The organism is Corallococcus sp. BB11-1 (assembly GCF_026626625.1).
Taxonomy (GTDB): Bacteria; Myxococcota; Myxococcia; order Myxococcales; family Myxococcaceae; genus Corallococcus; species Corallococcus soli.
Window position 1 is genome coordinate 112890 of the sequence record NZ_JAPNJY010000032.1, and the last position, 26356, is coordinate 139245.

Genomic DNA, 26356 nt, shown 5'->3' on the forward strand with positions numbered 1-26356 from the left:
CGTGGCCCACCTGGAGTGAATACCTACATCCATCCAGGAGGCAGTTGAGCCCCCCTGCTTACAGGGTGAGGACGCGTGCGCCCTCGGTCAGGCGCCAGATGGAGGCGAGGCCCATGACTTCATCCAGGGTGCCCTGCAGTTCCTGGGGCGTCAGGCCGCAGATGCGCACCGTGGTGTCACAGGCCACGAGCCTGGCGCCCAGGGCCCGGGCCTCCTCGAGCATGCGGGCCGGTGTGGGGACGTTGAGCCCCTCAGCGCGGGCCGCTTCCGTGCGCTCGCGCTCGCTGTGCGCCAGACCGAAGCCGCCCCGGACCAGCTGGCGCAGGGCCTCGAAGGCGAAGACGAAGTAGACGTCGTCCCCCATCGCGGCGGCGGTGATGCCCATGGAGCCCGCCTGGAACGCAGGCTCGTACGTGGCGTGCTGGAGGAAGAAGAAAACGCGTCCGGCCATGGTCACCGACCTTAGCGGATCGAGTCCGGACCGGCAGCCGTCGTATAACGGGGACCTCACTCCACCGGGAGTCCCGCATGCCGAGCCCGTCGTCCCGCCCTCGCGGCGTTCGTCCCTCGCCGGCTCCTTCACGTCCTGCCCTGTCCCGCTGGGTGGGCCTGTTCGGCCTTGCCGTGCTCGCGGGCGCGGGGCCCGTGTCCGAAGCGGCTCCGGTCCGCCCGAACGTCAGGACGGCCCAGCCCTCCCCTCCCCCACCCCCAGGTGCTCCCGTTCCCGGCCCCATGCGTGACGAGGCCCTGCGCCTGCTTACGCAATCCCAGGTCGCGGGGAGCTCCTGGCGCAGGCTGGGGCCGGAGGTCGTGCCCGTGCTCGCGGCGCTCTCGGAGGATCCCAGCGTCCCCGACGCGCAACGCCTGCGGGCCGTGACGGCGCTGGCGCTGGTGGAAGTCCCCCAGGCGGGTCAGACACTCCAGGCGATGATGGAGGATCCGCGCAGGCCCGCGGACGTCCGCACCCGCGCCGCCGCGGCCCTGGGGCAATGCCTGGGGTTCGAGGCCGTGACGGCGCTGCGGGCCCGGCTGGAGGACCGGGACGTGCGGATCCGCGAGGCGGTGGCCCGGGCGCTCGGTCGTCTGGGAGGCCAACGGGTCCGGGAGGCGCTGGAGGAACGACTCCCCCTGGAGGACGTTCCCCAGGTGCGTGAGGCCCTCCAGCAGGGCCTCACGCTGGCCGAGCCCTGAAGCCCGACGGTGGCCTTCTCCGGGCTCGCGTCGGGCGGGGCCTTCCGTTAGATGAGGGGCCATGCGCCCCACCGTCCTCCTCTTCGACATCGATGGCACCCTCGTCACCACTGGCGGCGCGGGGCGTCGCTCCATGGCCCTGGCCTTCGAGCGGCTCCACCGGCGCCGCGACGCGTGCGACAGCTTCAGCATGTCCGGCATGACGGACCGGGCCATCGTCCGCAAGGCGCTGGGCATCATCGGCGTGCCGGTCTCCGAGGAGACCATCAGCGCGGTCGTCGACGCGTACGTCGCCCACCTGGCCGAGGAGGTTCCGAAGGTCGATGAGCGCGAGTACCGCGTGCACCCCGGCATGCGCGAGGCCGTGCTGGAGGCGCGCTCCCGGTCGGGCTTCGCCGTGGGGCTGGGCACCGGCAACGTGCGCGCGGGCGCCCGGGTGAAGCTGGAGCGCGTGCGCATCCATGATCAGTTCGCCTTCGGCGGCTTCGGGTGCGACTTCGAGGACCGCGTGGCCCTCATCCGTCACGGCGCCCAGGCCGGGGCGGCGCAGTTGGGCCAGCCCCTGGAGGCGTGCCGGGTGGTGATCATCGGCGACACGCCCAAGGACGTCGAGGCCGCCAAGGGCATTGGCGCGGAGACGATTGGCGTCGGCACGGGCAACTTCACGCCCCAGGCGCTGCGCGATGCCGGCGCCGAGTGGGCCTTCGCGGATTTCTCCGCCCCCGAAGCCATGGAGGCCCTGCTCGTCGGCCGGTGAAGGTGTGCTATCTCCCGCCGCCCCTCCGAGGAGTCCACGCATGTCGTCCACGCTCGAATCCTATGAGCTGATCCGCTTCGCCGAGGCCTTCGAGGCCCGACTCGCCACGGCGGAGGAGATGGTCGTCGGCAGGCCGGGGCTGGAGGCCGAGAAGCAGTGGCTTGCCTCCGCGCTGGAGCGGCTGCGCGAGGCCCGGGAGCCGGCGCCCCGTCTGTTGGAGCAGGTGAAGGACCTGCCCGAACTGGACGAGGCCCGCGAGGAGTTCTCGTTCGATCAGCAGGGCCGGTGGGTGGATGCGCTGGAGAAGCTGCACGCCGGCATCACCTTCACCGCCAGCAGCCGGGCCCCGGTCATCGAGGCCCTCTTCCCGCACCTCAAGTTCCCCCAGCTGCGGCGGGCCCCCGTCGAGCTCGTGAACGAGTACGCGTCCTCCTACGAGCGCCGGTTCAAGAGCTCCTACGTCACCCGCATCTTCTCCCGCGACGACTTCGCGATGGTGCGCCCCGTCGTGGAGCTGGTGGCTTCGACGTTCGCCGCGTGGAACGCGAGCCTGTCCCCCACCCCGCTGCCCCCGGAGGAAGAGGCCGCGCTGCGCGAGTCCCTGGTGGCGCTGGGGCGGCGACTGGACGTGGCGTTGCGGCAGGGACGGCTGCTCGCCGAGGCCGCGCTCGTCCCCGTGCCGGGGGTCTTCGAGGCCGCGGGCCTCACCCTCAAGCCCCGGAAGCGCGCGGGCCGTTCGCTCGCCCTCTCCGCCGAGGACGGGTTTGATCCGTACGGGGACGAAGTGGACTCCGCGCAGGACGACTCGATCGATAGTCCGGAGGACGCGGCGCCCGGGGAAGATGACGCGGCGGCGGATGACACGGAGGCGGCCGAAGCGCAGGGGGACCACACGCCCGAGGAAGCCGAAGCGCCCTCTGCTCCGCCAGCGACACGCAGGGGTCGGCGGAATGCTCAGGCCGCGGCATCCGAGGAGGAAGTTCCGGCCCAGGGTGGCGCGGAGGAGGCTTCCGCGGACCCGACGCTGGAGACCACCGCCCCGGCCCCCGGCGCGGAGGACCTTCCGGATGCGGAGCCCGTCGCGGCGCGGCCCCCCGCGCGTCGAGGCCGGCCTCCGAAGAACAGCGGGGCCGTGGCCTCTCCGGCGGAGAGCCCTCCGGTTCCGGAGCAGGATGCTTCCGGAGCACCGGAGGCCGTCCGCCCCCGCCGCCGCAAGAAGACCGACCCGTCCGAGACAGGGACGCCCTGAAACCCGACGCGCGGTGAGTCCCCCGCCGTGAAGAGGAACCCGGACATGGCGGACGTCGCCCTCCCTATCGATCCCCTCCTGCCCGACATCGTCTCCACGCTTCGGAGCGCGCGGTCGCTCGTGCTGGAAGCCCCTCCCGGCGCGGGAAAGACGACGCGCGTGCCCCGGGCGCTCCTGGAGGCCGGCCTGGGTCAGGGAAAGGAGATCGTCGTGCTCCAGCCCCGGCGGCTTCCCACCCGGCTCGCCGCGCAGCGCGTGTCCGAGGAGCTTGGCGAGCGCGTGGGCGAGACCGTTGGCTACCAGGTCCGCTTCGAGGACGTGCGCGGCCCCAAGACGCGCATGTCCTTCGTCACCGAGGGCGTGCTCGGACGACGGCTGCTCACCGACCCCACCCTGCGCGACGTGGGCATCGTCGTGCTCGACGAGTTCCACGAGCGGCACCTGTCCGCGGACATCTCGCTCGCGCTCTTGCGCAGGCTCCAGGAGACGGCCCGACCCGACCTCAAGCTCGTCGTCATGTCCGCCACCCTGGAGGCCGAGCCCGTCCGCGCGTACCTGGGCGGCGCGCCTTCGCTGCGCTCCGAGGGGCGCCGGTTCGACGTGAGCGTCGAATACCTCTCCGCCCCGGACGAGCGGCACCTGGATCAACAGGTGCTCTCCGCGCTCAAGCGCCTGTTCACCCAGGGCGTCGACGGCGACGTGCTCGTGTTCCTTCCCGGCGCGGGGGAGATCCGCCGCGCGCGCGACACCTGCGCGGAGTTCGCCGAACGCCACGACGCCGACGTGCTGCCCCTGCATGGCGACCTGTCCCCCGCCGAGCAGGACCGCGCCGTGCGCCGCAGCTCGCGGCGGAAGATCATCCTGTCCACCAACGTCGCGGAGACCTCCGTCACCATCGACGGGGTCGCGGTCGTCATCGACAGCGGCCTTGCGCGCGTGGCGTCCCATTCGCCCTGGTCCGGACTGCCGCAGCTCAAGCTGGGCAAGGTGAGCCGGGCCTCCGCCACCCAGCGCGCCGGTCGAGCGGGCCGCACGCGCGCGGGCCACTGCGTGCGCCTCTACACCCAGCACGACTTCGACGGGCGGCCGGATCAGGAAGCCCCGGAGATCCGCCGCACCGACCTGGCAGAGACCGTGCTGTCGCTGCGCGCCTCGGGCGTGAAGGACCTGGCCGCGTTCCCCTTCTTCGAAGCGCCGCCCGCGCCCGCGATGGAGGCCGCGGAGACACTGCTGCGCCGGCTGGGCGCCGTGGACGCCCAGGGCAAGGTGACGGACGTGGGCCAGCGGCTGCTGCGCTTCCCCGTCCACCCGCGACAGGCCCGCGTCATCGTCGAAGGTGAACGCCGGGGCGTGGGCGCGGATGCCGCGCTGCTCGCGGCCCTCATGGGTGAGCGGGACATCCGCCGCGAGGCCCGCGCCAACCTGGGAGGCGGAGGACGCGCGGCCGCCATCGTCAGCGGCCCCTCCGACCTGCTGGAGCTGCTGGAGCGCTTCCGCGAAGCCGGACGTTCGGGCTTCTCCTCCGGCCGCATGCAGTCGCTCTCCCTGGACGCGGGCGCGGTGCAGTCCGTGGAGCGCGTGCAGAAGCAGCTGCGGCGCAACGTGCGGGAGCAGGGCTCGCGTCCCGGGCGCCCGGAGGACGTGGAGCAGGCCCTGATGCTCAGCGTGCTCGCCGGCTACCCGGACCGCGTGGCCCGCAGGCGGCGGCCCCGCTCCCCCGAGCTGCTCATGTTCGGCGGCGGCACCACCAGCCTGTCCGAGTTCAGCGTCGTCCAGGACGCGGAGCTGATGGTCGCCGTGGACGCCGAGGAGCGCCCCGGCCGAGGCGCCGTCGTGCGGCTGGCCAGCGCGGTGGAGGCCGAGTGGCTGTTGGACCTCTACCCCGACGCGCTGGAGGAGGTGGACACCCTCCAGTGGAACCCGGACGCGCGCCGCGTGGAGCGCCTCACCCGGTTGGCGTACGGCAACCTCATGCTGGAGGAGACGCGCACCCCCGCCCCGCCCTCCGAGGCAGCCGCGCGCGTGCTGGCAGAGGCGGCGCTCGCCGCGGGCCCGGAGCGCTTCGCGGAGCCCGAGGCGCTGGAGCAATGGCGCACCCGCGTGGCGCTGCTGGCCAAGGCCTTCCCCGAAGCGGGCTTCCCCACCGTGGACGCCCCCTTCCTGCGCGATGCGCTGGCGTCCCTGTGCGTGGGCGCGCGCAGCTTCTCCGACCTGGAGGGCGTGTCGCTGCTGGACGCGCTCTACACGCGCCTCACGCAGGAGCAGCAACGCCTGCTGTCGAACCACGCCCCTGAGCGCGTCACCCTGCCCGGCGGGCGCGGCGTGAAGGTGCACTACGAGCCGGGCAAGCCGCCCTGGGTGGAGTCACGGCTGCAGGACTTCTTCGGGATGGCGCAGGGGCCCAGCGTGGGCGCGGGCCGCGTGCCGCTGGTGCTGCACCTGCTGGCCCCCAACATGCGCGCCGTGCAGGTGACGACCGACCTGGCGGGCTTCTGGGAGCGTCACTACCCGGCGATCCGCAAGGAGCTGTGCCGCAAGTACCCCCGGCACTCGTGGCCCGAGGATCCGCGCCACGCCGAGCCGCCCGCGCCCCGTCCTCCCAGGCGCTGACAGCCCCCGCGACTACAGCCGCTTGTGCATCTCCAGGTGGTCGATGCCGGCCTCGTCGAAGACGGCGCCCACCGGCTGGTAGCCGTGCTTCTTGTAGAAGTCGAGCGCGTAGAGCTGCGCGTGCAGCATGATGCCGGTCACGTTGCGGCGGCGCGCCTCGTCCTCCAGCGTCGTCAGCAGCAGCGAGCCCACGCGCGACTTTCGGTGCGCCTGGAGCACCGCCATGCGGCCAATCTGACCCCACGTCCCGGTCTGTCCCGCGGGAGGCTCCGGCAGCTTCACCAGCCGGCCGGTGCCAATGGCGTGGCCGCCCTGGTACGCGAGGACGTGGTACGCCTGCGCGTCCTCGGCGTCGCGCTCGATGCCTTCGGGAACGTGCTGTTCCTCGATGAACACCACCTCGCGGATGGCGAGGGCCTGCATGAGCTCCGCCTCGCCCTTGATCTGGGCGATGGTGACGGGTGCCGGGGTGGTCTCGGGAGGCGTCGGCATATCGCCGGGCAAGGTACACAAAAGGCCGCGCCGCCAACAGGCGGAAAAAGACGCGGTCCCACGAGAAGTCCGCGCCCTGGGACAAGGTCGACTCCGCCCCGGCACGCCTCCCGCGCGGCCGCTCCGTCCCCTGCCCCCTGGGAGCGGACGCCGCAAGTCACGGAAGCCCCGCCGCGTCGGGTCATCCGGTTGCAATACCCCCTGCGTCGGATGGCGCTCCGCGACCTTCACGCGGAGCATGCGCGGACGCGCTCGGGGGAGGATCACACCGGGGAGGGCGTGGTAGGGTCCAGGACGATGCGTTCTCAAGCCCTCCTCGCCCTGTCCCTGAGCCTGCTGTCGACTCCCGCTCTCGCCCAGAAGGAGTTCTTCTTCGGAACGGGTGAGCCGCCCGTGTTCCGCGAAGCGGACATGGACAAGCGGTTCCTCCGCTCGCGCGTGTACCAGGCCCTCAACACCGGCACGCCCGACGCGGGCTGCGCGCAGCTCGTGGGCGCGCTGCTCACCATCGTGGGCGAATCCGGGCCGTTCCTGCACAAGCGCGACGAGAACTTCTTCGTGGATCCGGCGCTGATCCAGACCCTGAACACGCAGCTGTCCACCCCGCGCTTCCCGGCCAGCATGTTCCTGGTGTCGATGATGCGCCGGGTGCTCATCGACAAGAAGCTGCCGGCGGAGTGGCTGCAGACCGCGGTGGCGCTTGCGCCGTACTACCCGCCGCTCGACGTGGGCAAGCTGCGCTTCATCGCGGATGGCGTGAAGCCCGTGGACAGCTTCTTCTTCACGCTGCCCGCCATCCTGGAGCGCTACGACGTGGAGGTCCTCAAGGCCAACACCATGGCCGCCAGCGTGGCGGATGCGAAGTTCCGCGACGACTACCTGGACAAGGAAGTGGGCTTCGGAGGGCTGGAGTTCATCGACGCGAAGCTGGAGAAGCCCAAGAAGAAGAAGGGCCGCAACGCCCCGCCTCCGGAGCCGCCCGCGCTCGTCGCCCGGCTCGTCTACTACCTGCCGGATCCCACCCATGACGGTCCGCTCAGCGGGCTGACCTACGGCAAGCCCAAGGTGCGCCCGGCGGTGACCATCACGGCGCGGCTGAAGGAGTCGCAGTACCTGGACCTGGCGCAGCTTCCGAAGGGCTCGCGCGTGCTGCTGCGCGGCCGCTTCTGGGAGTACCGCAAGGCGCTCAAGGAGCTGGAGGTGCGCGACGCGCTCCTGTTCCAGGACCGGGACTGGACCCAGAATGCCGCGCTGGCGGACCCCGCCGCCGTGGCGGCCTGCCCGCTCGCGTTCAACGACCTGACGGGCACCGCGCCCGTCCAGCCGGGCGGCTTCGGCGGCAAGCGCTGAGCAGGCGTCCCGCGCCCCGCACGCCCATCCCGGAGGCGGCACCCTCCGGGCCCCCGCCCTGAAGGTCCGCCCCTCGTGACGGGGCCCCGCCAGGGTGGCACGGCCGCTGCTCCTGCCCGCGCACCCCTGTCGCGCGAGGCACGCCATGAAGGTCGAAGGTCAGGACGCCCCTTCCGGACACGAGAAGGTCCCCCCGGAGAAGGAGGCGTTCCAGCAGGTCCTCCAGCAGACGTCCCAACGCCGCGGTCCCCGGGGTCCTCCCGGGTCCCTCCCCCCGCCCGGAACGGTGGCCGTGGGCAGGCCGCCAGGCTCCCGCCCCACCCTTCCTCCAGGCACCACGGGCCTGACGGCGCGCATCCCGTCCGCCCGGGCCCTGGCCTCCGTCGTCTCGACCGCCCGCAGCGCGCTCGGAAGCCCGGAGACCCTCCGCCAGGCGCGCCAGGGCATGCACATGGAGACCCAGCGACTGGGCACCGTGCGCCACGAGGCCCAGGTCGAGGGCCGGGAGCAGGCCTCGCACCGGGCCTCGGAGTTGATTGCCCGCGAGCTGGAGCGCTCGTTCCGCGCCGAACCCCGCCCCGCCCCGCCCCCCGTTCCGCCCTCCCACGCGCGCGCGGACAGCCCCGGCGAGGGCGCCGCGCGAACCGCTTCCACCGAGGCCCGGAACCTGACGGCAGGGCCCTCCGGGAGCGCCGGTGCGTCCGACACGCCCGTCGCGCAGGTCGAGTCCACGCTGGCCCTCATCGAGAAGATCGAGGTCTTCGTGAAGTCGCAGCGACCGGCGCTGGGCCTGAGCCTGCGGGGCGCGCTGGAGGCCACCGTGGAGGTGGAGCGCACCGGCCCCCGCGAGGTGGCGCTGCGCATCCAGGGGCGCCACGGCCCCCTGCCCACGGAGGATGTCACGCGGCTGCGGGACGCGCTGGAGGCCCGGGGCCTGCGACTCAGCGTCCTCCGGGCGGAGTGAGCGCGCGGCATGTCCCGGCCGGTCGCCACGAATGACGAAGGCCCTCACGCCGGGGGCGCAAGGGCCTTCACCGCCACGGGCGCACTCGAGCGGGGTGGCGCCCTACTTCTTCGCGCCGGGAGCCGTGCTCAGTTCGGCGCGCTTGCCCGTCTTGTCCTTGTACTCCTCGGCCTCGGGCAGGGGCGCCTTCTTCTCCGCGATGTTCGGCCACTTGCCGGAGAGGTCCGTGTTGAGCGCCTGGTACTCCTTCCACTGGGCGGGCAGCTCCGACTCGGGGAAGATCGCCTTGGTCGGGCAGACGGGCTCGCAAGCGCCGCAGTCGATGCACTCGTCCGGGTGGATCACCAGGAAGTTCGCACCCTCATAGAAACAGTTGACCGGGCACACCTCGACACAGTCGGTGTACTTGCACTTGATGCAAGGCTCGGCGACGACGTAGGCCATTTAAAACTCCTCAGTGCGGATTTCCGCGCGTCCGTGGCCGCGCACAGTAGATGGTTGCGGCCGGGGTGGCATCCTGAATTTAGGGCTCTCCCCGGCCACCTTCCCCTGTCAGCCCAGCAAGCCCTGCGCTTGCAGCAACTCCGCCACGAGGATGGCGCCCTTCGCGGCCCCCATCTTCGTGTTGTGGGAGACGAGCACGTACTTGAAGCCGTTCTCCAGCACCCCATCCTCGCGGATGCGGCCCACCGTGGTGGCCATACCCCCGTGGGTATCCCGGTCCATGCGGGGCTGGGGACGGAAGGGGTCGTCCAGCACTTCAATCCACCGGGGCGGAGCGGACGGCAGGGCGCTCGCAACCTCGGCCCCCTTCCACTCGCGCATGGCCTGGGCGACCTCCGCCACGGTGGCCTTCTTGCCGAGCGACACGAAGACGGACTCGGTGTGGCCTTCCAGGACGGCCACCCGGGTGCAGGTGCAGGAGACGCGCACGTCGTGCGGGGTGAGCGCCGCGCCCGCGGCATCCAGCGACCCGAGGATCTTCTTCGTCTCGACCTCGACCTTGTGCTCCTCCTTGGGGATGTAGGGCACGACGTTGTCGAGGATGTCCAGACCGATGACGCCGGGCGAGCGGCCCGCGCCGGACATGGCCTGGAGGCTGGTCATCAGCACGGCCTTCACGCCGAAGCGTTCCGCCAGGGGGGCCAGCGTCACGGCGAGGCCGGTGGTGGTGCAGTTGGGGATGGGGACGATGAAGCCCTTCCAGCCGCGCTGCTTGCGCTGCGCCTGGATGAGCGGCGCGTGGCCCGCGTTGACGGGGGGGATGAGCAGGGGCACGTCGTCGTCGTAGCGGAAGGCGCTCGCGGCGGAGAACACCGGGATGTCGCGGGCGAGCCGGGGCTCCAGCTCCCGCGCCACGTCCGCCTCCACGGCGGAGAAGGCGATGTCGTAGTCCCTCGCCTGCACCGCGTCCCCGCTGAGCACGGTCATCCGGGCGATGGCTTCCGGCAGCGGCTCCGGGACGAACCAGGCCTGCATGCCGTTGGAGGCGCGCAGGGCCTCCCCGTAGGTCTTGCCGGCGGAGCGGGGCGAGGCCGCGAGCCCCGTCAGCGCGATGAGCGGGTGGTCCTTCAGGGCCGCGATGAACTGCTGGCCCGCGAGTCCGGTGGCGCCAATGAGTACCGCGCGAAGCTTGGCCATCGTGGAGGGTCTCCGGTGGGGGCGGAAGGCCGCTCCTTACACCGTTTCACGACGCACCGCATCCACCGCTCAGCGGTGGGCGTGGTGCTGGGGGCGCGTGTGGCGTTCGGTGGGATAGCCCCCCGTCACCCAGGCGTGGAGCCCCCCGGTGAGACAGACGGCGTTGCGCCCCCGGAGTCTCAGCACGCGGCAGATGCGGCGGATGTCGGCACAGTCCTGGGTGGTGCCGCACAGGACGATGAGTTCGTCGTCCGGCAGCATCGCCAGGTCGCGGGCGATCTCCGAGGCCGTCATGCGCAGCGCACCGGGGATGTGGACCTCGAACCGCTCCCAGTCCATCGCGTCCCGACAATCCAGGACGAGCACATCCTCGTCCCCCAGGCGCATGAACAACTCATCGCAAATGATGGTGGGCTCCACCGGGGCCTCCCCGAGGCGACATGTTCCTTCGAACATGAACCTTCGGGGTGGGGCCCCCTCTTCCCGCCTGCCTGCCCGCCTGCCCCCGCGGGCCATGCCGGGGGCTCCGGGTTCAGAGCCCGAGCTGCTTGGCGATGATCTCGTTCATCACCTCGCTGGTGCCGCCGCCAATGGGGCCCAGCCGCGCGTCACGCCAGTGGCGCTGGATGTCGTACTCCATCATGTAGCCGGCGCCCCCGTGGAGCTGGAGGCACTCGTCGGCCACGCGGCAGCACGTCTCGGTGGCCACCTTCTTGGCCATGGAGGTCTGCGCGACGGCGTACTCGCCCGCCACGTGCAGGCGCAGCGCGTGGTAGGTGAGCTGACGCGCGCATTCGCGGGCCGTGTAGAGGTCCGCGAGCTTGTGGCGGATGACCTGGAACTGCCCCAGCGTCTGGCCGAAGGCGCGGCGCGACTTCACGTGCTCGAGCACCGTCTCCAGCATGTCGTCCATGGCGCCCACCGCGCCCAGGGCGAGCGACAGGCGCTCCCACTGGAAGTTGCCCATGATCTGCGAGAAGCCCTGCCCCTCCACTCCCAGCAGGTTCTCCGCCGGCACGCGGCAGTCCTCGAAGAAGAGCTCCGCCGTGTCCGACGCGCGCCAGCCCACCTTCTGGAGCTTGCGGCCCACGCTGAAGCCGGGGGTGCCCCGCTCCACGACGAGCATGGACAGGCCCTTGTGGCCCCGGGTGGGGTCGGTCTTCACCGCCAGCACCACGAAGTCCGCGCGCACGCCGTTGGTGATGTACGTCTTGGAGCCGTTGACGACGTAGTGGTCGCCCTCGCGCCGGGCCGTGGTCCGCAGGCCCGCGACGTCCGAGCCGGCGTCGGGTTCGCTGATGCCCAGGGCGCCAATCTTCTCCCCCCGGGTGGCCGGGGCCAGCCAGCGCTGCTTCTGGGCCTCCGTGCCGAACAGGTGCAGGGGCCCGGTGGAGATGGTGAACTGCGCCGCCAGGCCGGCCGCCACGCCGCCGGAGCCGCACCGGCCCAGCTCCTCCAGGAGCACCGCCTCGTAGAGCTCACCGGCGGCCGTGCCCCCGAAGGCCTCCGGGTACTTCAGGCCCAGGAAGCCCAGCTCGCCAAAGCGGCGGAAGATTTCACGGGGGAACTCCTCACGGTCCTCCCACTCCGCCGCGAAGGGGCGCAGCTCCTTGTCCACCACCGCCCGCACCGTGCGGCGGAAGGCTTCGTGCTCCTCCAGGAAGACTCCGTGACCATGAAGCATCGTGTTTTCCGTCCCCTTGGGTTTCCCGGGCTACGCCCGGCAGGGCCTGACGCCCCGCGCCGCATGCTACCGGGACGAGAAGCGAGGCTGGGCCGTGTTGCTTCCTTGACCGAATCCTCCGGGGCTGCGTATAAACCCGGCCCCAATCACTTCCGGCGCCATAGCCAAGTGGTAAGGCAAAGGTCTGCAAAACCTTCATTCCCCGGTTCGAATCCGGGTGGCGCCTCAACAGACAAAGGCCCGATGCGGAAGCCACTTCCGCATCGGGCCTTCTGTTTTTCCCGTCCGGGGGCGCGCTGGGGGTGGGCCTAGCAGCCCAGCTCCACCGCGCCGATGTCCGGGGCCGCGCCGCAGAAGGGCTGGCCCACGTCCAGGCCCTTGTCCTGGGCGGCGGGCGACGGGGCGAACACGTCCGACACGGCCACGTCCCCTCCCGTGGAGGTCGCGTCCCCGGTGGCGGCCTTGAAGGCGTCCAGGGCCACGAGCTGCCCGTTGTGCTTGAACTGGGCACCCGCCGGGTAGAGGTTGGAGCCCATCTTCAGGCCGGGGGCCTGGCCGCCCACGTCCACGGCGATGGGGGCGTCCACGAGGTTGTTCTCCACGCGGAGCGACTCGGTGGGGCCTCCGGTGCCGTGGCCCAGCATGATGGCGGACTTCGCGCGGGTGACGGTGTTGTTCGCCACCACCGTGCCCTTGGAGTTCTCCAGGCGGATGGCGGTGCCCTCGCCGCCGCCCGCGTCGGTGATGTCGTGCACGCGGTTGCCACGCACGACGATGGCCTGGGGCACCGGGCCCTCGTGGTTGCCGCCCACGGCGATGCCCTTGGAGGCGTCGTACACCTCGTTGTCCTCCACCAGCACGTTCTTCGCGGAGTAGTGGATGACCAGCGCTTCGCCCCGGGCCGTGGCGGACTGCACGAAGCCGTGCATCCGGTTGTTGCGGATGGTGACGTCGTGGCACGTCTTGATGTCCACGGCGTTCTCGCGGTTGCCGAACAGGTGGTTGTTCTCCACCAGGAGGCCCGTGGCGGGCGGCAGCGCGCTGACGCCCTCCGGCCCCAGGCACTGCACGGAGTCACCGGAGTTGCCGTGGATGTCGTTGTTGCGCACCGTCACGTCGTAGGACGCCGCCTGCACGACGATGCCGTGCGAGTCCTGGTTGCCGGTGGTCCGCACGAAGTCGTGGATGTTGTTGTTCTCGATGGTGGCGCCCCGGGCGTTGTTGAACGTCGTGATGCCCGCCCCACCCGTCCCGTGGTGCAGCTCCGAATTGGCCAGCACCGTGCCCTGCACGTCACCTTCGAAGGCGACGCCGAAGATGGGCTGCGACTGCACGTCGATGTCGAAGCCGTCGAGGATCCAGTGGGGCCGGCGCACCTGCACGAGCGCGCCCGAGCCGCTGCCCGGCGTGAGCTTCGGGCGGCCCTCGCCCTGGAGGGTGATCTTCGCCTCCGGGGTGCCCGCCTTGACGTTCTCCCCCAGGACGACGCGTTCGGCGTAGGTGCCCGCCAGCACGCGGATGCGGTCGCCAGGAGCCGCCTTGCCCACCGCCATGGCGATGGTGCGCAGCGGCGCGGCCTCCGTCCCCTCGGCGCTGTCGTTGCCGTTGGGGGACACCACCCACTCGTGGCGGGGGGCCGCCGGCTCGGTGGCGGTCATCGCCTTGGCGTTGACTGCGGGCTGGGGGCCGGGCTCCGCGATGGGGGCATGGTCCGGGTGCGCCGGCATCTGGGCGGCAGGCGTGTTGGCCACCGGCTGCACGCCGATGGGGGGTGCCTTGCCCGGGGCCGTGGGCGTCTTCTCGATGGTGGGACCCTTGGCGTTGGGGGCAGGCGTCTGAGAGGAGCCCGAGCCCGAAGGGTCGGAGGAGCCGCCCGAGCCGCCACCGCAGGCGCCGAGGGTCAGGGCCAGGGCGCAGGCAGCCAGGGAGGTCACCAGGGTGTTTCGCTTCGTCAAGCCGTTGCCTCCGTGAATTCGCATGAACAGGGGCAACGCACGGCGTCGGCCGTTCTATTCACTGCCGGTCATCCCGGGCCAGACGCGCCGCAGGGGAAGGGAGGACCGTGACGCCCGACCGCGCGGCGGCTACGGTGCCGCCGCCGTGTCCAAAGCCGTCCTCCTCCTGACCGCCCTGCTGCTCGCCTCCTGTGCCACGTCGGCGCCCACCCCGCTTCCCGAGCCCCGGACCCAGGGACTGGGCGAGCCAGAGGTCTCCACGAGCGCGAGCCCCGCCGACGCGGGCGTGGCGCTCCCGGACGCGGGCGCCCCGCTGCTGGATCCGCTCACCTCCGGGCTGCCCGGGCCGCAGGACCTGAAGCGCCTGGACTTCCGCAACGGCGAGCCCCAGCTGCCCATCAAGCTCATGGAGGGGCGGGACGTGGTGACGTTCTCGCCGCGCGGCCGGATGCGCCTGCGCTTCGGCGGGCCGGGCGACAAGATGCTGGATGCGCCCGCGGGCTCCCGGTGGACGGTGCGGGTGACGCAGGGCGAACCCGCGCAGTGGAGCGCGCGGCTGCAGTTGGGGGAGTTCCGGTTCGCGGACAAGGCGGGCCTCCAGGAGGCGCAGGAGACGTGGCGCGCGCGGGGCGTGGCGGTGCGCACGCACACGCTGGGCTCGGTGTACGGCATCGCGGGGAAGGTCATCGACAACCGGCGCTACCTGCTGCTGACCGAAGAGGCGCTCACGCCCGAGGCGGCGGCGCGGGAGCAGGCGGAGTTGCTGCGCCGCTTCGGCCTGCGCACCACCCTCTTCGAGGAGGTCCGCAAGCCGTCGAGCGCCATCCTCGAGGTGAAGGACGAAAACGACGCGGTGGTGGGCCTGGCCCAGGACCGGCTGGACGCGGAGACGCCGGACGGCAGCGGCTTCGACGTGCGGCAGGTGGAGTACGGCGTGGGCTACGACTTCCACGCCTTCGAGGACCGCGCCTTCCGGGGCGCGCTCCAGTTCGCGGCGGACCGGAGCGGCAAGCTCGCGGTGGTGAACGTCGTGCCGCTGGAGGACCTGCTCAAGGGCCTGGTGCCCTCCGAAATCTTCGCGCGCGCGCACCCGGAGGCGCTCAAGGCGCAGGCCGTCACCGCGCGGGGCGAGGTGCTGGCGAAGGTGGGCATCAAGCACCTGGCGGACCCCTACCTGCTGTGCTCGGAGCAGCACTGCGCCGTGTACCGGGGCCGCACCGGCGAAGCGGCCAGCACCACCGCCGCGGTGGAGGCCACCCGGGGCGAGGCCCTGTTCAGCAAGGACGGGCGGCTGGTGGACTCCGTCTACAGCGCCGTGTGCGGCGGCCACACGGAGGACAACGACGTGGTGTGGGGCGGCCCGCCCGACCCCAGCCTGCGCGGCCGGCCCGACCTGCTGGAGGCCGCGCCGGGCGTGCCGGGGCCGTCCTCCCTCAAGGCGTGGCTGGCCACCCCGGACGTGCCCGCCGCGTGCCGGCTGTCCAGCTTCGCCCAGCCGACGAAGTTCCGGTGGGAGAAGCGCTTCACGCAAGCGCAGGTGGACGCGCTCACGCAGAAGCTGGGCGTGGGGCCCATCCAGGCCCTGAGCCTGTCCGAGCGCGGGGTCTCCGGCCGGGCGAAGCTGCTCACGCTGGCCGGCCTGAAGGGCGCCACCCAGGTCCGGGGAGAGCTGAACATCCGGCGACTCTTCGGGATGCTCAACAGCAGCATGGCCACGGTGGAAGTCGAGCGGGACGCCGAGGGCCGCCTCACCGGGTGGCTGTTCCGGGGCGGAGGCTGGGGCCACGGCGTGGGCATGTGTCAGACAGGCGCCATTGGCCGGGCGGAAGCCGGACACCGCTACCCGGAGATCCTGCGCTACTACTTCAACGGCGCGGAGGTCGCGCCCATCTATTGAGACGAAGCGGACAATTCGTGCGCACCGGGTGCCGTGCACGCGAATCTCTTCGTGGCTCCCGGTGTTGTGGGCCGCACGTTCGGGACTGAAGGGGCGGTCCGGAGGTTTATCATCAGGCCGTGGGCAAGGGTTCCTCGACAGACTGGCGGGAGCGGCGCAAGCAGCGCGCGCCGTGGCGCTATCTGGTGGCGGCCGTCCTGGCGCTCCTGGGCCAGGCAGCCATCGTGGGCATCGTGCTCCTGGCGTCCCTGCTCCAGACGAACCTTGCCGGCGAGAAGCGCCCCGTGCCCCGCCCCACGTCCGTGGCGGTGCGCCCCCTCACGTCGGACCAGTGGGCGAAGAACCGGGGCCCCACGTCCCCGCAGGTGAAGAACCGCCCCACCGAGAAGCGCGATCCGAAGGAGGAGAAGAAGCCGGAGGAGACGAAGCCCCAGGGCCAGGTGGTGGACGTGGCGCCGGGGAATGATCAGGTGTCCCCGGACGCGAAGTACCTGGCGGAGAGCAACAACACCGCCCAGAAGGAGACGCGCGCCAGGGACCAGACGGCCTTCTACCGCAACGCCATGCCCCAGAAGACGGCGCCCCAGAAGCAGGAGGGCGCGCCCACGGAGCAGGTGCAGCCGCCGCGCGTGTCCGGCAACAACGGCCAGGGCGCGGACGACAAGCCGAAGACGCAGGGTGGCCAGAAGCCCTCCTTCGAGATGCCGGAGACGCGCCGCAAGCAGGAGATCGCCATGAAGACGGATCCGCGCGAGCGCGGCCCGGGCATGGCGGTGAAGAACCAGTCGGAGAGCCACGCCACCCCGGGCAACGCGAAGCGCCTGCGCATCCAGCCCGGCGAGGGCGACGACAGCGAGGAGGACGGCTCCACCGGCCGCACCGGCTCGCCGGGGCTGGCCACGCTGATGCCCTCGCAGGCGGCGATGGACCGGGTGGTGGGCGCGGCGCCCAACGACATGCTCCAGGACCAGGAGGAAGGCGACGGCACCTTCCTCAACACGCGCGAGTGGAAGTACGCGAGCTTCTTCAACCGCGTGAAGCAGAGCGTGGGGATGCACTGGAACCCCAACGAGCAGCTGCGCGTGCGCGACCCGACGGGCAACATCTACTCCGGGCGCGACCGTCAGACGCTGCTCACCATCACCCTGGATGACCGCGGGCAGGTGAAGGACATCCGGGTGGAGAAGAGCAGCGGCCTGGACTTCCTGGACATGGAGGCCGTGTCGTCGTTCAAGCGCGCCCAGCCCTTCCCCAACCCGCCCTCCGGGCTCCTGAGCCAGGACGCGACGGTGCGCTTCCAGTTCGGCTTCTTCCTGGAGATGGGCGGCGGCCCGAGGATGCGGCTCTTCCGTCAGTAGCCGGGCATCCGTCCCAACGGGTGCTCGCGAAAGGGGAGGCAGGGGCACTACCCTGCCCCGCCGTGGAAGCCACCCTCGTCGACCGAAACACCGCGCTCCAGGAGCGCAACCGGAAGGTCCGCTCCGTCCTCCTGGCCATCCTCGTGGCCAACTGGGTCGTCGCGGTCGCGAAGCTCGTCTTCGGGCTGCTCGCCCAGTCCGCGTCGGTGACGGCGGACGGGCTGCACTCCTTCATCGACGGCGGCTCCAACGTGCTGGGGCTGGTCGCCATGGGCGTCGCGTCCCAGCCGGCGGACGCCGACCACCCCTACGGCCACGGCAAGTTCGAGGCGCTCGCGTCGCTGGGCATCGGCGCGATGATTGGCGTGGGCATGCTGGAGCTGGGGCGCATGGCGTTCGACTCGCTCCTGCACGACAAGCACCCCACGGTGTCCGTGACGATGGCGGGGGTGATGGTGCTCACGCTTTGCATCAACCTCGTCGTCACGCGCGTGGAGCGGCACTACGGGGAGAAGTACAAGAGCTCGCTGCTGCTCGCGGACGCGAAGCACACGCTGTCGGACGTGTTCGTGAGCGTCGCGGTGCTGGCCTCCATCGGCCTGGTGGCGCTGGGCTTCCCTCGCGCGGACGGGCTCATCGCGCTGGGCGTCATGCTCTTCGTCGCCTGGGTGGCCTACGGCATCATCCGGCAGGCGGTGGGCATCCTCTCCGACACGGCGCGCCTGGACCCGGCGCAGGTGTCCCAGCACACGCTCGCGGTGGCCGGCGTGCGCTCGTGCCGCGCCGTGCGCAGCCGGGGCATGGAGGAGAGCGTCTACGTGGACCTGAAGATTGAAGTGGACCCCCAGCTCACCACCGCGCAGGCCCACGAGGTCGCGGACAAGGTGGAGCAGACGCTGCACGGCGCCTACCCGCAGGTGGTGGACGTCGTCGTGCACGTGGAGCCGTCCGGGCACTCCTGAAGCGCGAGGAGGGCCACACCCCAGGGCCCTTCCGGAAAAGACGAGGGCCGCCTTCCCGACGAAGCAGGAAGACGGCCCCGGTGCGAACCGCGAGAGGAAGCCGAGCGCTACGCGACCTGCTGCGCGGGCGACGCGTAGTCCTCAATCGGCGGGCACGAGCACACGAGCTTCCGGTCCCCGAGCACGTTGTTGAGGCGTCCCACGGAGGGCCAGAACTTGTTGTCGCGCACCCACGGCGTGGGGAACACGGCCTGCTCGCGGGTGTAGGGGCGGTTCCACTCCGGCGCGGTGAGCGTGCGCGCGGTGTGCGGCGCGTTCTTGAGGACGTTGTTGTCCTTCGGGGCGCGGCCTTCCTCCACGTCGCGGATCTCCTGGCGGATGGCGATCATCGCGTCGCAGAAGCGATCCAGCTCCGCCTTGGACTCGCTCTCCGTGGGTTCAATCATCAGCGTGCCCGCCACCGGGAACGACACGGTGGGCGCGTGGAAGCCGTAGTCCATGAGGCGCTTGGCCACGTCCTCCACCTCCACGCCCGCGGTCTTCTTGAGCGGCCGCAGGTCCAGGATGCACTCGTGGGCCACCCGGCCGCGCTTGCCCCGGTAGAGCACCGGGTAGTGGGGCTGGAGCCGCTCGGCGACGTAGTTGGCGTTGAGGATGGCCAGCTTCGTCGCCTCCGTGAGGCCCTCGCCGCCCATCATCTGCATGTACATCCAGGAGATGAGCAGGATGCTGGCGCTGCCCCACGGCGCCGCGGAGATGGCGCCGATGGCGTCCGCCCCGCCCGTCTGGATGACCGGGTGTCCGGGCAGGAACTTCACCAGGTGGCTGGCCACGCAGATGGGGCCCATGCCCGGTCCGCCGCCGCCGTGCGGGATGCAGAACGTCTTGTGCAGGTTGATGTGGCACACGTCCGCGCCAATCAGGCCCGGCGCGGTGAGGCCCACCTGCGCGTTGAGGTTGGCGCCGTCCATGTACACCTGACCGCCGCGCTCGTGGATGGTCGCGCAGATTTCGCGGATCTCCTCCTCGAACACGCCGTGCGTGGACGGGTACGTCACCATCAGCGCGGCCAGCCGGTCCTTGTACTCGTCCGCGCGGGCGGCCAGGTCCTTGAGGTCGATGTTGCCGTTCTCGTCGCACTTCGTGACGACGACCTGGTAGCCGGCCATCACCGCGGAGGCCGGGTTGGTGCCGTGCGCGGAGGACGGGATGAGGCACACGTCGCGGTGCCCCTGCCCGCGCGCCTGGTGGTACGCGCGGATGACGAGCAGGCCCGCGTACTCACCCTGGCTGCCCGCGTTGGGCTGGAGCGAGCACCCGGCGAAGCCCGTCACCTGCGACAGCGCGTGCTCCAGCTGCTCGAAGATGACCTTGTAGCCGGCCGCCTGCGAGGTGGGCGCGAACGGGTGCAGCTTGCTGAACTGCGGCCACGTCACCGGGATCATCTCCGCGGTGGCGTTGAGCTTCATGGTGCAGCTGCCCAGCGGAATCATGGAGTGCGTGAGCGACAGGTCCTTCGCCTCCAGCCGCCGCACGTACCGCAGCATCTCCGTCTCGGAGTGGTAGCGGTTGAAGATGGGGTGCGTGAGGAACGCGCTCGTGCGGCGGACCTCCGGCGCCAGCGGGCTCTCCAGGTTGGCGGCCACGTCCTCCAGCACCACCGGCTGCGCGGACTTGTTCGCGCCCTGGATGAAGGCCGTGAGGATGTCCTCCACGTCCTTCGCGCGCGTCGTCTCATCCAGCGCCAGGCCCAGCGTCTTGTCGTCGATGCGGCGGAAGTTCATCTTCGCGCCTTCCGCGGCGGCCAGCACGCCGCGCACCTGCGCCGTGGTCAGCTCCACGCGCAGCGTGTCGAAGAACTGCTCGTGGCGCGGCTTGAAGCCCAGCTTCGCCAGGCCCCGCGACAGCACGACGGTGAGGCCGTGCACGCGCTCCGCGATGGCCTTGAGGCCGTCCGGCCCGTGGTAGACGGCGTACATGCCGGCCATCACCGCCAGCAGCACCTGCGCGGTGCAGATGTTGCTCGTCGCCTTCTCACGGCGGATGTGCTGCTCGCGCGTCTGGAGCGCCATGCGCAGCGCGGGCAGGCCCTGCGAGTCCTCGGACACGCCGATGAGGCGGCCCGGCATCACGCGGGTGTAGGCGTTCTTCGTCGCGAAGTAGGCCGCGTGCGGGCCGCCGTAGCCCAGCGGCACGCCGAAGCGCTGCGCGGTGCCCACCGCCACGTCCGCGCCGAACTCGCCGGGGGGCGTGAGCAGCGTGAGGCTCAGGAGGTCCGCCGCGACGATGAGCAGGCCGCCCGCCGCGTGCACCTTCTCGCCGAAGGCGCGGTAGTCGTGCACCACGCCGTCGGTGGCCGGGTACTGCACCAGGGCGCCGAAGAACTTCTTCGCGGACAGGTCCACCGTGCGGTGGTCGCCCACGACGACCTCCACGCCCAGCGGCAGCGCGCGCGTGCGCACCACGTCCAGCGTCTGCGGATGGCAGCCCTCCGCCACGAAGAACGCCGCGCCCGTGGTGTCGCCCCTGGCCGCGTGCAGCGCGAGGCCCATGGCCTCCGCCGCGGCGGTGCCTTCATCCAGCATGGAGGCGTTGGCCACCTCCATGCCGGTGAGGTCCGTCACCATCGTCTGGAAGTTGAGCAGCGCCTCCAGCCGGCCCTGGGCGATCTCCGCCTGGTAGGGCGTGTACTGCGTGTACCAGCCCGGGTTCTGGAAGACGTTGCGCAGGATGACGTTGGGGACGTGGGTGTCGTGGTAGCCCATGCCGATGAAGGACCGGAACACCTGGTTCTTCGCCGCGATGGCCTCCAGCTGCGACAGCACCTCCATCTCACCGCGGCCGGCGGGCAGGCGCAGCGGCTCCTGCGAGCGGATGGCGGGCGGCACGGTGCGCTCGATGAACGCGTCGAGCGAGTCCACGCCCAGCGTGGACAGCATCTGTTTCACTTCGGGGGCCTCCGGGCCGATGTGCCGGCCGGCGAAGGACTCCTGGTACTTCCAGTTCAAGGACATGGTCGGGAGGGCTCGCGTGAGGTGCGGAAGGAGTCGGCGTCCGAACGGGGTCGGAGCCTCGTGGAGCGTCTCTAACAATCCGGACGCTCCACTTCTTGCGCGAAGGGCTACTTCAGGAGCGCGCCGTACGCGGCGGCGTCCAGGAGCTTGCCCACCTGCTCGCCGTCCAGGGGCTCAAGCTCCACGATCCAGCCCTGCCCATACGGGTCGGTGTTGATGATGGAGGGGTTGCCGGTGAGCGCGTCGTTCACCGCCACCACGGTGCCGCTGATGGGCGCGTACAGGTCCGACACCGCCTTGGTGGACTCGATGACGCCGAACTGCTTGCCCTCCACCAGCTGGGTGCCGAGCTTCGGCAGCTCCACGTAGACCACGTCACCCAGCGCTTCCTGGGCGTGGGCGGTGACACCCACCACCACGGTCTTGGTCCCGACGCGGGCCCACTCGTGTTCCTTCGTGTACTTCAGGTCCTGCGGGATGGAATCGGACATGGAGACGGCTCCTCGCGTGCGTGCGGAGGGATGGAAGGGAATCAGGACTTCTTGAGGAAGGGGGTCTTCACGACGACGGCGGGCACGGCCCGGCCGCGGATCTCCACGTCGAAGGTGGAGCCCTCGGTGGCGAGCGCCGCGGGCACGTAGCCCATGCCGATGGGCTTCTTCACGGTGGGGCCCTGCGTGCCGCTGGTGACTTCGCCCACGCGGGCGCCGTCCTTGAGGATGGGGTAGCCGTGGCGGGGGATGCCCGCGCCGGTGACTTCGAAGCCCACGAGCTTGCGCTGCACGCCCGCGGCCTTCTGCGCGACGAGCGCGTCCTTGCCGATGAAGCCGCCCGGCTTGTCCAGCTTGACGATCCACCCCAGGCCCGCCTCCAGGGCGGTGTGCGCATCGTCGATGTCGTTGCCGTACAGCGCGTACTTCATCTCCGTGCGCAGCGAGTCGCGCGCGCCCAGGCCGCAGGGCTTCACGCCGTCCGGCTGGCCGGCCTCCAGGAGCGCGTCCCAGAGCTTCACCGCGTCGTCGGCGGGGCAGTACAGCTCGAAGCCGTCCTCGCCCGTGTAGCCCGTGCGGGAGATGATGGACTTCACGCCCGCGACCTCCCCTTCGGCGAAGCGGTAGGTACCGATCTTCGACAGGTCCGCCTTCGTCAGCCGCTGCACCAGGCCCACGGCCTTGGGGCCCTGGACGGCGATCTGCGCGAACTCGTCCCCCCGGTCCACCGGCGAGACGCCCTCCGCGCGCGCCTTCATCCAGGTGAAGTCCTTCTCGCGGTTGCTGGAGTTGACGCAGATGAGGATGCGCTCCGGGCTGAAGCGGTAGGCGACGACGTCGTCCACGAAACCGCCCAGGTCGTTGAGCAGGCCCGCGTAGACGGCCTGGCCGTCCTGGATGCGCGACAGGTCGTTGGAGATGAGCCGGTTCACCGTCTCCAGCGCGCCGGGGCCCAAGAACTCCACCTCCCCCATGTGCGAGACGTCGAAGAGGCCGACGGCGGTGCGCACGGCCTCATGCTCGGCGATGACGGAGCTGTACTGCACCGGCATGTCCCAACCGACGAAGTCGACCATCCGGGCCCCCAGCTTTCGGTGGGCCTCGTTGAGGGGCGTGCGCCGGGTCATTGACTTCTCCATGGCAGGGGTATGGCAGGGGTGGCGAAACGGCGCGGACTATAGCGGCGCACCTTCTCCGATCAAGGACGACGCGGAAGGTCTAAACTGCTCCGGCCATGAAGATCCGCAACTGCCTCAATCCCTCCCAGCCGTGCTTCTCCTTCGAGTTTTTTCCTCCCAAGACGGACGCGGGCGTGGCCTCGCTCCTGCGCACGGTGGAGGAGCTGGCGCCGTTGAATCCGGGGTTCGTGTCGGTGACGTACGGCGCGGGCGGCAGCACGCGGGACCGGACGGTGGACCTGGTGACGCACATCAAGGAGCACACCGGCATCGAGGCCATGGCGCACCTGACGTGCGTGGGCCACACCCGGGACGACCTTCGTGACGTGCTGCGCCGGCTCGCCGCGGCACGCATCGAGAACCTGCTCCTGCTGCGCGGGGATCCGCCCCAGGGGCAGCAGTCCTTCGAGCCGGTGCCGGGCGGGTTCCGCTACGCGGAGGAGTTGGTGAGATTCGTCCGAGAAGAGGATTTCAACTTCTGCCTGGGGGGTGCGTGCTATCCGGAGGGGCACATGGAGACGGCGTCGCGCGAGGACGACCTCAAGCACCTGAAGGCCAAGGTGGATGCGGGGATGGACTTCGTGGTGACGCAGCTCTTCTTCGACAACGCCTTCTATTTCGACTTCGTGGAGCGGGCGCGACGGGCCGGCATCAACGTGCCCATCGTCCCCGGCATCATGCCCATCACCAACTATGAGCAGGTCCAGCGCTTCACGCGCATGTGCGGCGCCACGGTGCCCATGCGGCTGGCGCTACAGATGGAGCGCGTGAAGGACCAGCCGGACGCGGTGGTGCAGCTGGGGGTCGCGCACGCCACGGTGCAGTGCATGGAGCTGCTGGCGCGCGGCGTGCCGGGCATCCACTTCTACACACTCAACAAGTCCCCGGCGACGCGGATGATCGTCAGCGCGTTGAGGGCCCGCTCATGAGCGGCCCGGGACCGCAGCTGCCGCCGGGCGACCCGCGCATCCGGATCTTCCAGATGGTGCGCTTCCCGGCGTTCTTCCAGCTCATCGTGGGCGTGCTGCACGTCACCTTCAGCCTGCTGGCGGCGGTGCTCGCGGCGCTCAAGGTGGCCTCGCCCTTCTCCGCCCCGGGCCAGGCGCCCGCGGTGCTGGAGTTCACGCTGGGCTTCACGCTGGCCATCGTGGTCGGGGTGGTCTGCGGGGTGCTGGCCACCTGGGGCGCCTGGAGCGCGATGAACCTCAAGGGGTACGGGCTCGCCATGGTGGGGGCCATCTGCGCCATGTACACGCTGACGCCCGGGTGCTTCGTGGGGGTGCCGGTGGCGACGTGGATGCTCTTCACCCTGCGCCGGGACGGGGTGCGGGAAGCGTTCTCGCCATGAACCCCCGCGCCGTGCGCACGGTGCGCTTCCTGCTGACGGGCCTGGGGAACGTGGGCGTGCCGCTGCTGGAGATCCTCCAGTCGCGCGCGTCGCTGCTGATGGAGCGCTACCGGCTGGAGCTGCTGCCGGTGGGCGTGGCGGACTCCGGCGGGGCGGCGGTGTCGCCGCACGGGCTGGACGTGGCGGCGGTGCTGGCGGCGAAGCGGGCGAAGTGTTCGGTGGCGTCGCTGCCGGTGGTGGGCCGTCCGGGGATGAGCGGACAGGCGCTGGTGCGCGAGGTGAAGGCGGACCTGCTGCTGGAGGCCACGCCCACCAGCCTGAAGGACGGGCAGCCCGGGCTGGACATCACGCGGGACGCGCTGCTGCGGGGGATGCCGGCGGTGCTCGCGAGCAAGGGCCCCCTGGTGCTGGGGTATCAGGAGCTGGCGGCGATGAGCGACCTGGAGTCACCGGGCCGCCCTCCCCTGCGCTTCAGTGGCGCGGCGGGCGCGGCGATGCCGCTGGTGTCGCTGGGCCGCCGCGACCTGGCGCTGGGCAGGCTGGGCCGGTTCGAGGGCGTGCTCAACAACACCAGCCACCTGTTGCTGTGCCGCATGGCGGAGGGCCGGACGTACGAGGCGGCGCTGGCGGAGGCGCAGGCGCTGGGCATCGCGGAGGCGGACCCCTCGCTGGACGTGGACGGCTGGGACACGGCGAGCAAGCTGGTCATCCTGGCCAACGCGGTGATGCGCGTGCCCACGACGCTGAAGGACGTGGCGGTGACGGGGATGCGCGGCGTCACGCGCGCGGAGCTGGACGCGGCGCGGGCGAAGGGCGGTCAGGTGCTGCTGCTGGCGCGCGCGGAGCCGCTGGCCGACGGACGCTGGGAGTGGAGCGTGCGGCCCACCGCCGTGGACGCGGCCCACCCCCTGGCCCGGCTGGGCGCGATGGAGATGGGCGCGGTGTTCCGCAGCGACCTGCACGGCGTGAACACGATCATCAACGCGGAGCAGGGCGCCCGGGGCACGGGCGCCGCGATGCTGAAGGACGTGCTGGAGATCTTCCCGGACTGAGGTTCCCAGTCAGGATTGGGGATTCAGCAGGCGGTCGAGGAGCGGCGCCACCAGTTCCTCATCGCGCAGCATCGAGCGCCAGCGGTGCGGAATCCCCTTCAGGCCGTACTGGAGGCCCGCGATGCCGCCCGCCACCGCGGCCGTGGTGTCCGTGTCGTGGCCCAGCCGGATGGCCGCCTTGACGACCTCCTCATAGGTGCGGCCCTTCGCCACGCAGTCGCGGGCGGAGCGCAGGCAGTCCACCACGTAGCCACTCCCCTTCCCCGGCGTCAGGTCCTCCGGGCGGACGTGCGTCTCCCATTCCGCCCTCGCGGGGTGCTCCTCCGGGTACAGCGCGCGGAAGGTGGCCACGGCCTCCGCCCACGGGTCCGCCGCGCCTTCCAACATCCGCCGCGCCCAGAGGCAATACACCGCGCAGCACACCTGGGAGCGCAGGTGCCCATGCGTGACGCGCGACTGCGCCATCGCATCCGAGGCCAGCGCCGCGTCCGTGCCCCGGTGCCACAGCGCCAGGGGCAGCACGCGCATCAGCGAGCCATTGCCGTTGTCCTTCTCTCCATCCGGCCCGGCGAGCAGCGCGGGCGTGCCGTCCCGGAGCCGTCCCAGCGCGTTGCGCGTCTGGATGCCCACGTCGAACACCTGGCCCTCCACCGCGAGCTAACCCCAGTCGTACCAGTTCACCAGACGCCGACCCAGGTCCTCACAGTCGAGCCCCTTCTGGTACGTCAGCGAATCCAGCAGACACAGCGCATGGGCGCCATCATCCGACCAGGTGCCCGGCGGCACGCCTTCGTGCGCGCGGTGGAAGCCAGGGGGCGGTGTGTATTCAATGGCCTCCGGCGCTGGAATCAATTCAGGACCGTGAAACTCATACGGGACACCCAGGGCATCCCCGATGAGCAGCCCATACAAACCTCCCGACATGCGCTCTTCGCGATTCACCATTCCTCCCTTGTAGTCCAGCGGTCATCCTTTTCAAAACCACCCTGACCACGAATCTTTCGCCATACACATACCCTCCAAAGCCATGTCCTCGTGGGTGGCGATGAATCAGAAAGCCAGGCGTAATCATTCACGGGGTGGTGTTTGCCTGAGGGGTCAGGGTTCACGCTCGCGACCACGGGCCGCAGTGAACGCTGACCCTGGACTTGTCCCAACCGCTT

Annotated in this window: 22 protein-coding genes, 1 tRNA gene and 1 pseudogene; 13 read left to right on the forward strand and 11 right to left on the reverse strand. The window is 71.0% G+C overall.

Going from position 1 to position 26356, the window contains the following annotated elements; all coding sequences use genetic code 11:
• Positions 1 to 58: 58 nt before the first annotated feature.
• Positions 59 to 451, reverse strand: coding sequence for a DsrE family protein (locus OV207_RS28720; protein WP_193429261.1), 393 nt, complete (start codon positions 449 to 451; stop codon positions 59 to 61).
• Positions 452 to 732: 281 nt separating this feature from the next.
• Here OV207_RS28720 and OV207_RS28725 point away from each other — a divergent pair, with 281 nt between their 5' ends.
• From OV207_RS28725 to hrpB, 4 genes are all read left to right on the forward strand, one after another.
• Positions 733 to 1191 carry a HEAT repeat domain-containing protein gene (locus tag OV207_RS28725; protein WP_267558240.1) on the forward strand — a complete coding sequence of 153 codons (459 nt, stop codon included), beginning with the start codon at positions 733 to 735 and terminating at the stop codon, positions 1189 to 1191.
• 61 nt (positions 1192 to 1252) lie between these two features.
• Positions 1253 to 1948: an HAD family hydrolase gene (locus OV207_RS28730; RefSeq protein WP_267558243.1), complete on the forward strand. Its 696-nt coding sequence runs from the start codon at positions 1253 to 1255 to the stop codon at positions 1946 to 1948.
• Positions 1949 to 1988: 40 nt separating this feature from the next.
• Entirely contained in the window at positions 1989 to 3197 is a 1209-nt protein-coding gene (locus OV207_RS28735; RefSeq protein WP_267558245.1) for a hypothetical protein, read from the forward strand.
• Between the two features lie 45 nt (positions 3198 to 3242).
• Positions 3243 to 5807 carry an ATP-dependent helicase HrpB gene (hrpB, locus tag OV207_RS28740; RefSeq protein ID WP_267558246.1) on the forward strand — a complete coding sequence of 855 codons (2565 nt, stop codon included), beginning with the start codon at positions 3243 to 3245 and terminating at the stop codon, positions 5805 to 5807.
• Positions 5808 to 5819: 12 nt separating this feature from the next.
• Here the strand turns inward: hrpB and OV207_RS28745 are convergent, their stop codons facing one another.
• Positions 5820 to 6299, reverse strand: coding sequence for a GNAT family N-acetyltransferase (locus OV207_RS28745; RefSeq protein WP_267558247.1), 480 nt, complete (start codon positions 6297 to 6299; stop codon positions 5820 to 5822).
• 297 nt (positions 6300 to 6596) lie between these two features.
• Here OV207_RS28745 and OV207_RS28750 point away from each other — a divergent pair, with 297 nt between their 5' ends.
• Together OV207_RS28750 and OV207_RS28755 are read left to right on the forward strand one after the other, a co-directional pair.
• Positions 6597 to 7649, forward strand: coding sequence for a hypothetical protein (locus tag OV207_RS28750; protein ID WP_267558248.1), 1053 nt, complete (start codon positions 6597 to 6599; stop codon positions 7647 to 7649).
• A 145-nt stretch (positions 7650 to 7794) separates the two neighbouring features.
• Entirely contained in the window at positions 7795 to 8613 is an 819-nt protein-coding gene (locus OV207_RS28755) for a hypothetical protein (RefSeq protein ID WP_267558250.1), read from the forward strand.
• Between the two features lie 102 nt (positions 8614 to 8715).
• On the opposite strand, the gene fdxA is transcribed toward OV207_RS28755, so the two are convergent.
• The 4 genes from fdxA to OV207_RS28775 form a co-directional block, all read right to left on the reverse strand.
• Positions 8716 to 9057: a ferredoxin FdxA gene (gene fdxA / locus OV207_RS28760; protein WP_193429253.1), complete on the reverse strand. Its 342-nt coding sequence runs from the start codon at positions 9055 to 9057 to the stop codon at positions 8716 to 8718.
• A gap of 108 nt (positions 9058 to 9165) precedes the next feature.
• Positions 9166 to 10254 carry an aspartate-semialdehyde dehydrogenase gene (asd, locus tag OV207_RS28765; protein WP_267558251.1) on the reverse strand — a complete coding sequence of 363 codons (1089 nt, stop codon included), beginning with the start codon at positions 10252 to 10254 and terminating at the stop codon, positions 9166 to 9168.
• 69 nt (positions 10255 to 10323) lie between these two features.
• Entirely contained in the window at positions 10324 to 10674 is a 351-nt protein-coding gene (locus OV207_RS28770) for a rhodanese-like domain-containing protein (RefSeq protein ID WP_267558252.1), read from the reverse strand.
• A gap of 112 nt (positions 10675 to 10786) precedes the next feature.
• The gene (locus tag OV207_RS28775; protein WP_267558253.1) at positions 10787 to 11938 is read right to left on the reverse strand and encodes an acyl-CoA dehydrogenase family protein; all 1152 of its coding nucleotides are present in this window, start codon (positions 11936 to 11938) and stop codon (positions 10787 to 10789) included.
• A gap of 154 nt (positions 11939 to 12092) precedes the next feature.
• Here OV207_RS28775 and OV207_RS28780 point away from each other — a divergent pair.
• A tRNA-Cys gene (locus OV207_RS28780) sits at positions 12093 to 12164 on the forward strand.
• 82 nt (positions 12165 to 12246) lie between these two features.
• Here the strand turns inward: OV207_RS28780 and OV207_RS28785 are convergent.
• Complete coding sequence (locus tag OV207_RS28785; RefSeq protein WP_420715270.1) at positions 12247 to 13917, reverse strand: right-handed parallel beta-helix repeat-containing protein; 1671 nt, start codon at positions 13915 to 13917, stop codon at positions 12247 to 12249.
• On the opposite strand from OV207_RS28785, the gene OV207_RS28790 reads away from it, so the two are divergent.
• The 3 genes from OV207_RS28790 to OV207_RS28800 all read left to right on the forward strand — a co-directional run bounded on the left by OV207_RS28790 (position 13916) and on the right by OV207_RS28800 (position 18110).
• Complete coding sequence (locus tag OV207_RS28790; RefSeq protein WP_267558256.1) at positions 13916 to 15790, forward strand: SpoIID/LytB domain-containing protein; 1875 nt, start codon at positions 13916 to 13918, stop codon at positions 15788 to 15790. The two genes, OV207_RS28785 and OV207_RS28790, sit on opposite strands and share 2 nt — an antisense overlap.
• A gap of 119 nt (positions 15791 to 15909) precedes the next feature.
• The gene (locus tag OV207_RS28795; RefSeq protein ID WP_267558257.1) at positions 15910 to 17148 is read left to right on the forward strand and encodes an energy transducer TonB family protein; all 1239 of its coding nucleotides are present in this window, start codon (positions 15910 to 15912) and stop codon (positions 17146 to 17148) included.
• Positions 17149 to 17210: 62 nt separating this feature from the next.
• On the forward strand, positions 17211 to 18110 hold the full coding sequence (locus OV207_RS28800) for a cation diffusion facilitator family transporter (protein WP_267558258.1): 900 nt from the start codon (positions 17211 to 17213) through the stop codon (positions 18108 to 18110).
• A 107-nt stretch (positions 18111 to 18217) separates the two neighbouring features.
• On the opposite strand, the gene gcvP is transcribed toward OV207_RS28800, so the two are convergent.
• The 3 genes from gcvP to gcvT form a co-directional block, all read right to left on the reverse strand.
• The gene (gene gcvP, locus OV207_RS28805) at positions 18218 to 21124 is read right to left on the reverse strand and encodes an aminomethyl-transferring glycine dehydrogenase (RefSeq protein ID WP_267558260.1); all 2907 of its coding nucleotides are present in this window, start codon (positions 21122 to 21124) and stop codon (positions 18218 to 18220) included.
• Between the two features lie 107 nt (positions 21125 to 21231).
• Entirely contained in the window at positions 21232 to 21615 is a 384-nt protein-coding gene (gcvH, locus tag OV207_RS28810; RefSeq protein ID WP_193429244.1) for a glycine cleavage system protein GcvH, read from the reverse strand.
• 41 nt (positions 21616 to 21656) lie between these two features.
• Entirely contained in the window at positions 21657 to 22742 is a 1086-nt protein-coding gene (gene gcvT / locus OV207_RS28815; RefSeq protein ID WP_193429243.1) for a glycine cleavage system aminomethyltransferase GcvT, read from the reverse strand.
• Between the two features lie 107 nt (positions 22743 to 22849).
• On the opposite strand from gcvT, the gene metF reads away from it, so the two are divergent.
• Genes metF through OV207_RS28830 form a run of 3 tightly spaced genes read left to right on the forward strand, consistent with a single transcriptional unit; the run spans position 22850 to position 25193 of the window.
• Positions 22850 to 23722, forward strand: a complete 873-nt coding sequence (gene metF / locus OV207_RS28820; RefSeq protein ID WP_193429242.1) for a methylenetetrahydrofolate reductase [NAD(P)H] — start codon at positions 22850 to 22852, stop codon at positions 23720 to 23722.
• Complete coding sequence (locus OV207_RS28825; protein ID WP_267558261.1) at positions 23719 to 24141, forward strand: hypothetical protein; 423 nt, start codon at positions 23719 to 23721, stop codon at positions 24139 to 24141. The genes metF and OV207_RS28825 overlap by 4 nt, the downstream gene beginning before the upstream one ends.
• On the forward strand, positions 24138 to 25193 hold the full coding sequence (locus OV207_RS28830) for a hypothetical protein (protein ID WP_267558262.1): 1056 nt from the start codon (positions 24138 to 24140) through the stop codon (positions 25191 to 25193). The genes OV207_RS28825 and OV207_RS28830 overlap by 4 nt, the downstream gene beginning before the upstream one ends.
• Positions 25194 to 25202: 9 nt before the next feature.
• On the opposite strand, the pseudogene OV207_RS28835 reads toward OV207_RS28830, so the two are convergent.
• Positions 25203 to 26138, reverse strand: a pseudogene (locus OV207_RS28835) (ADP-ribosylglycohydrolase family protein).
• Positions 26139 to 26356: the final 218 nt, after the last annotated feature.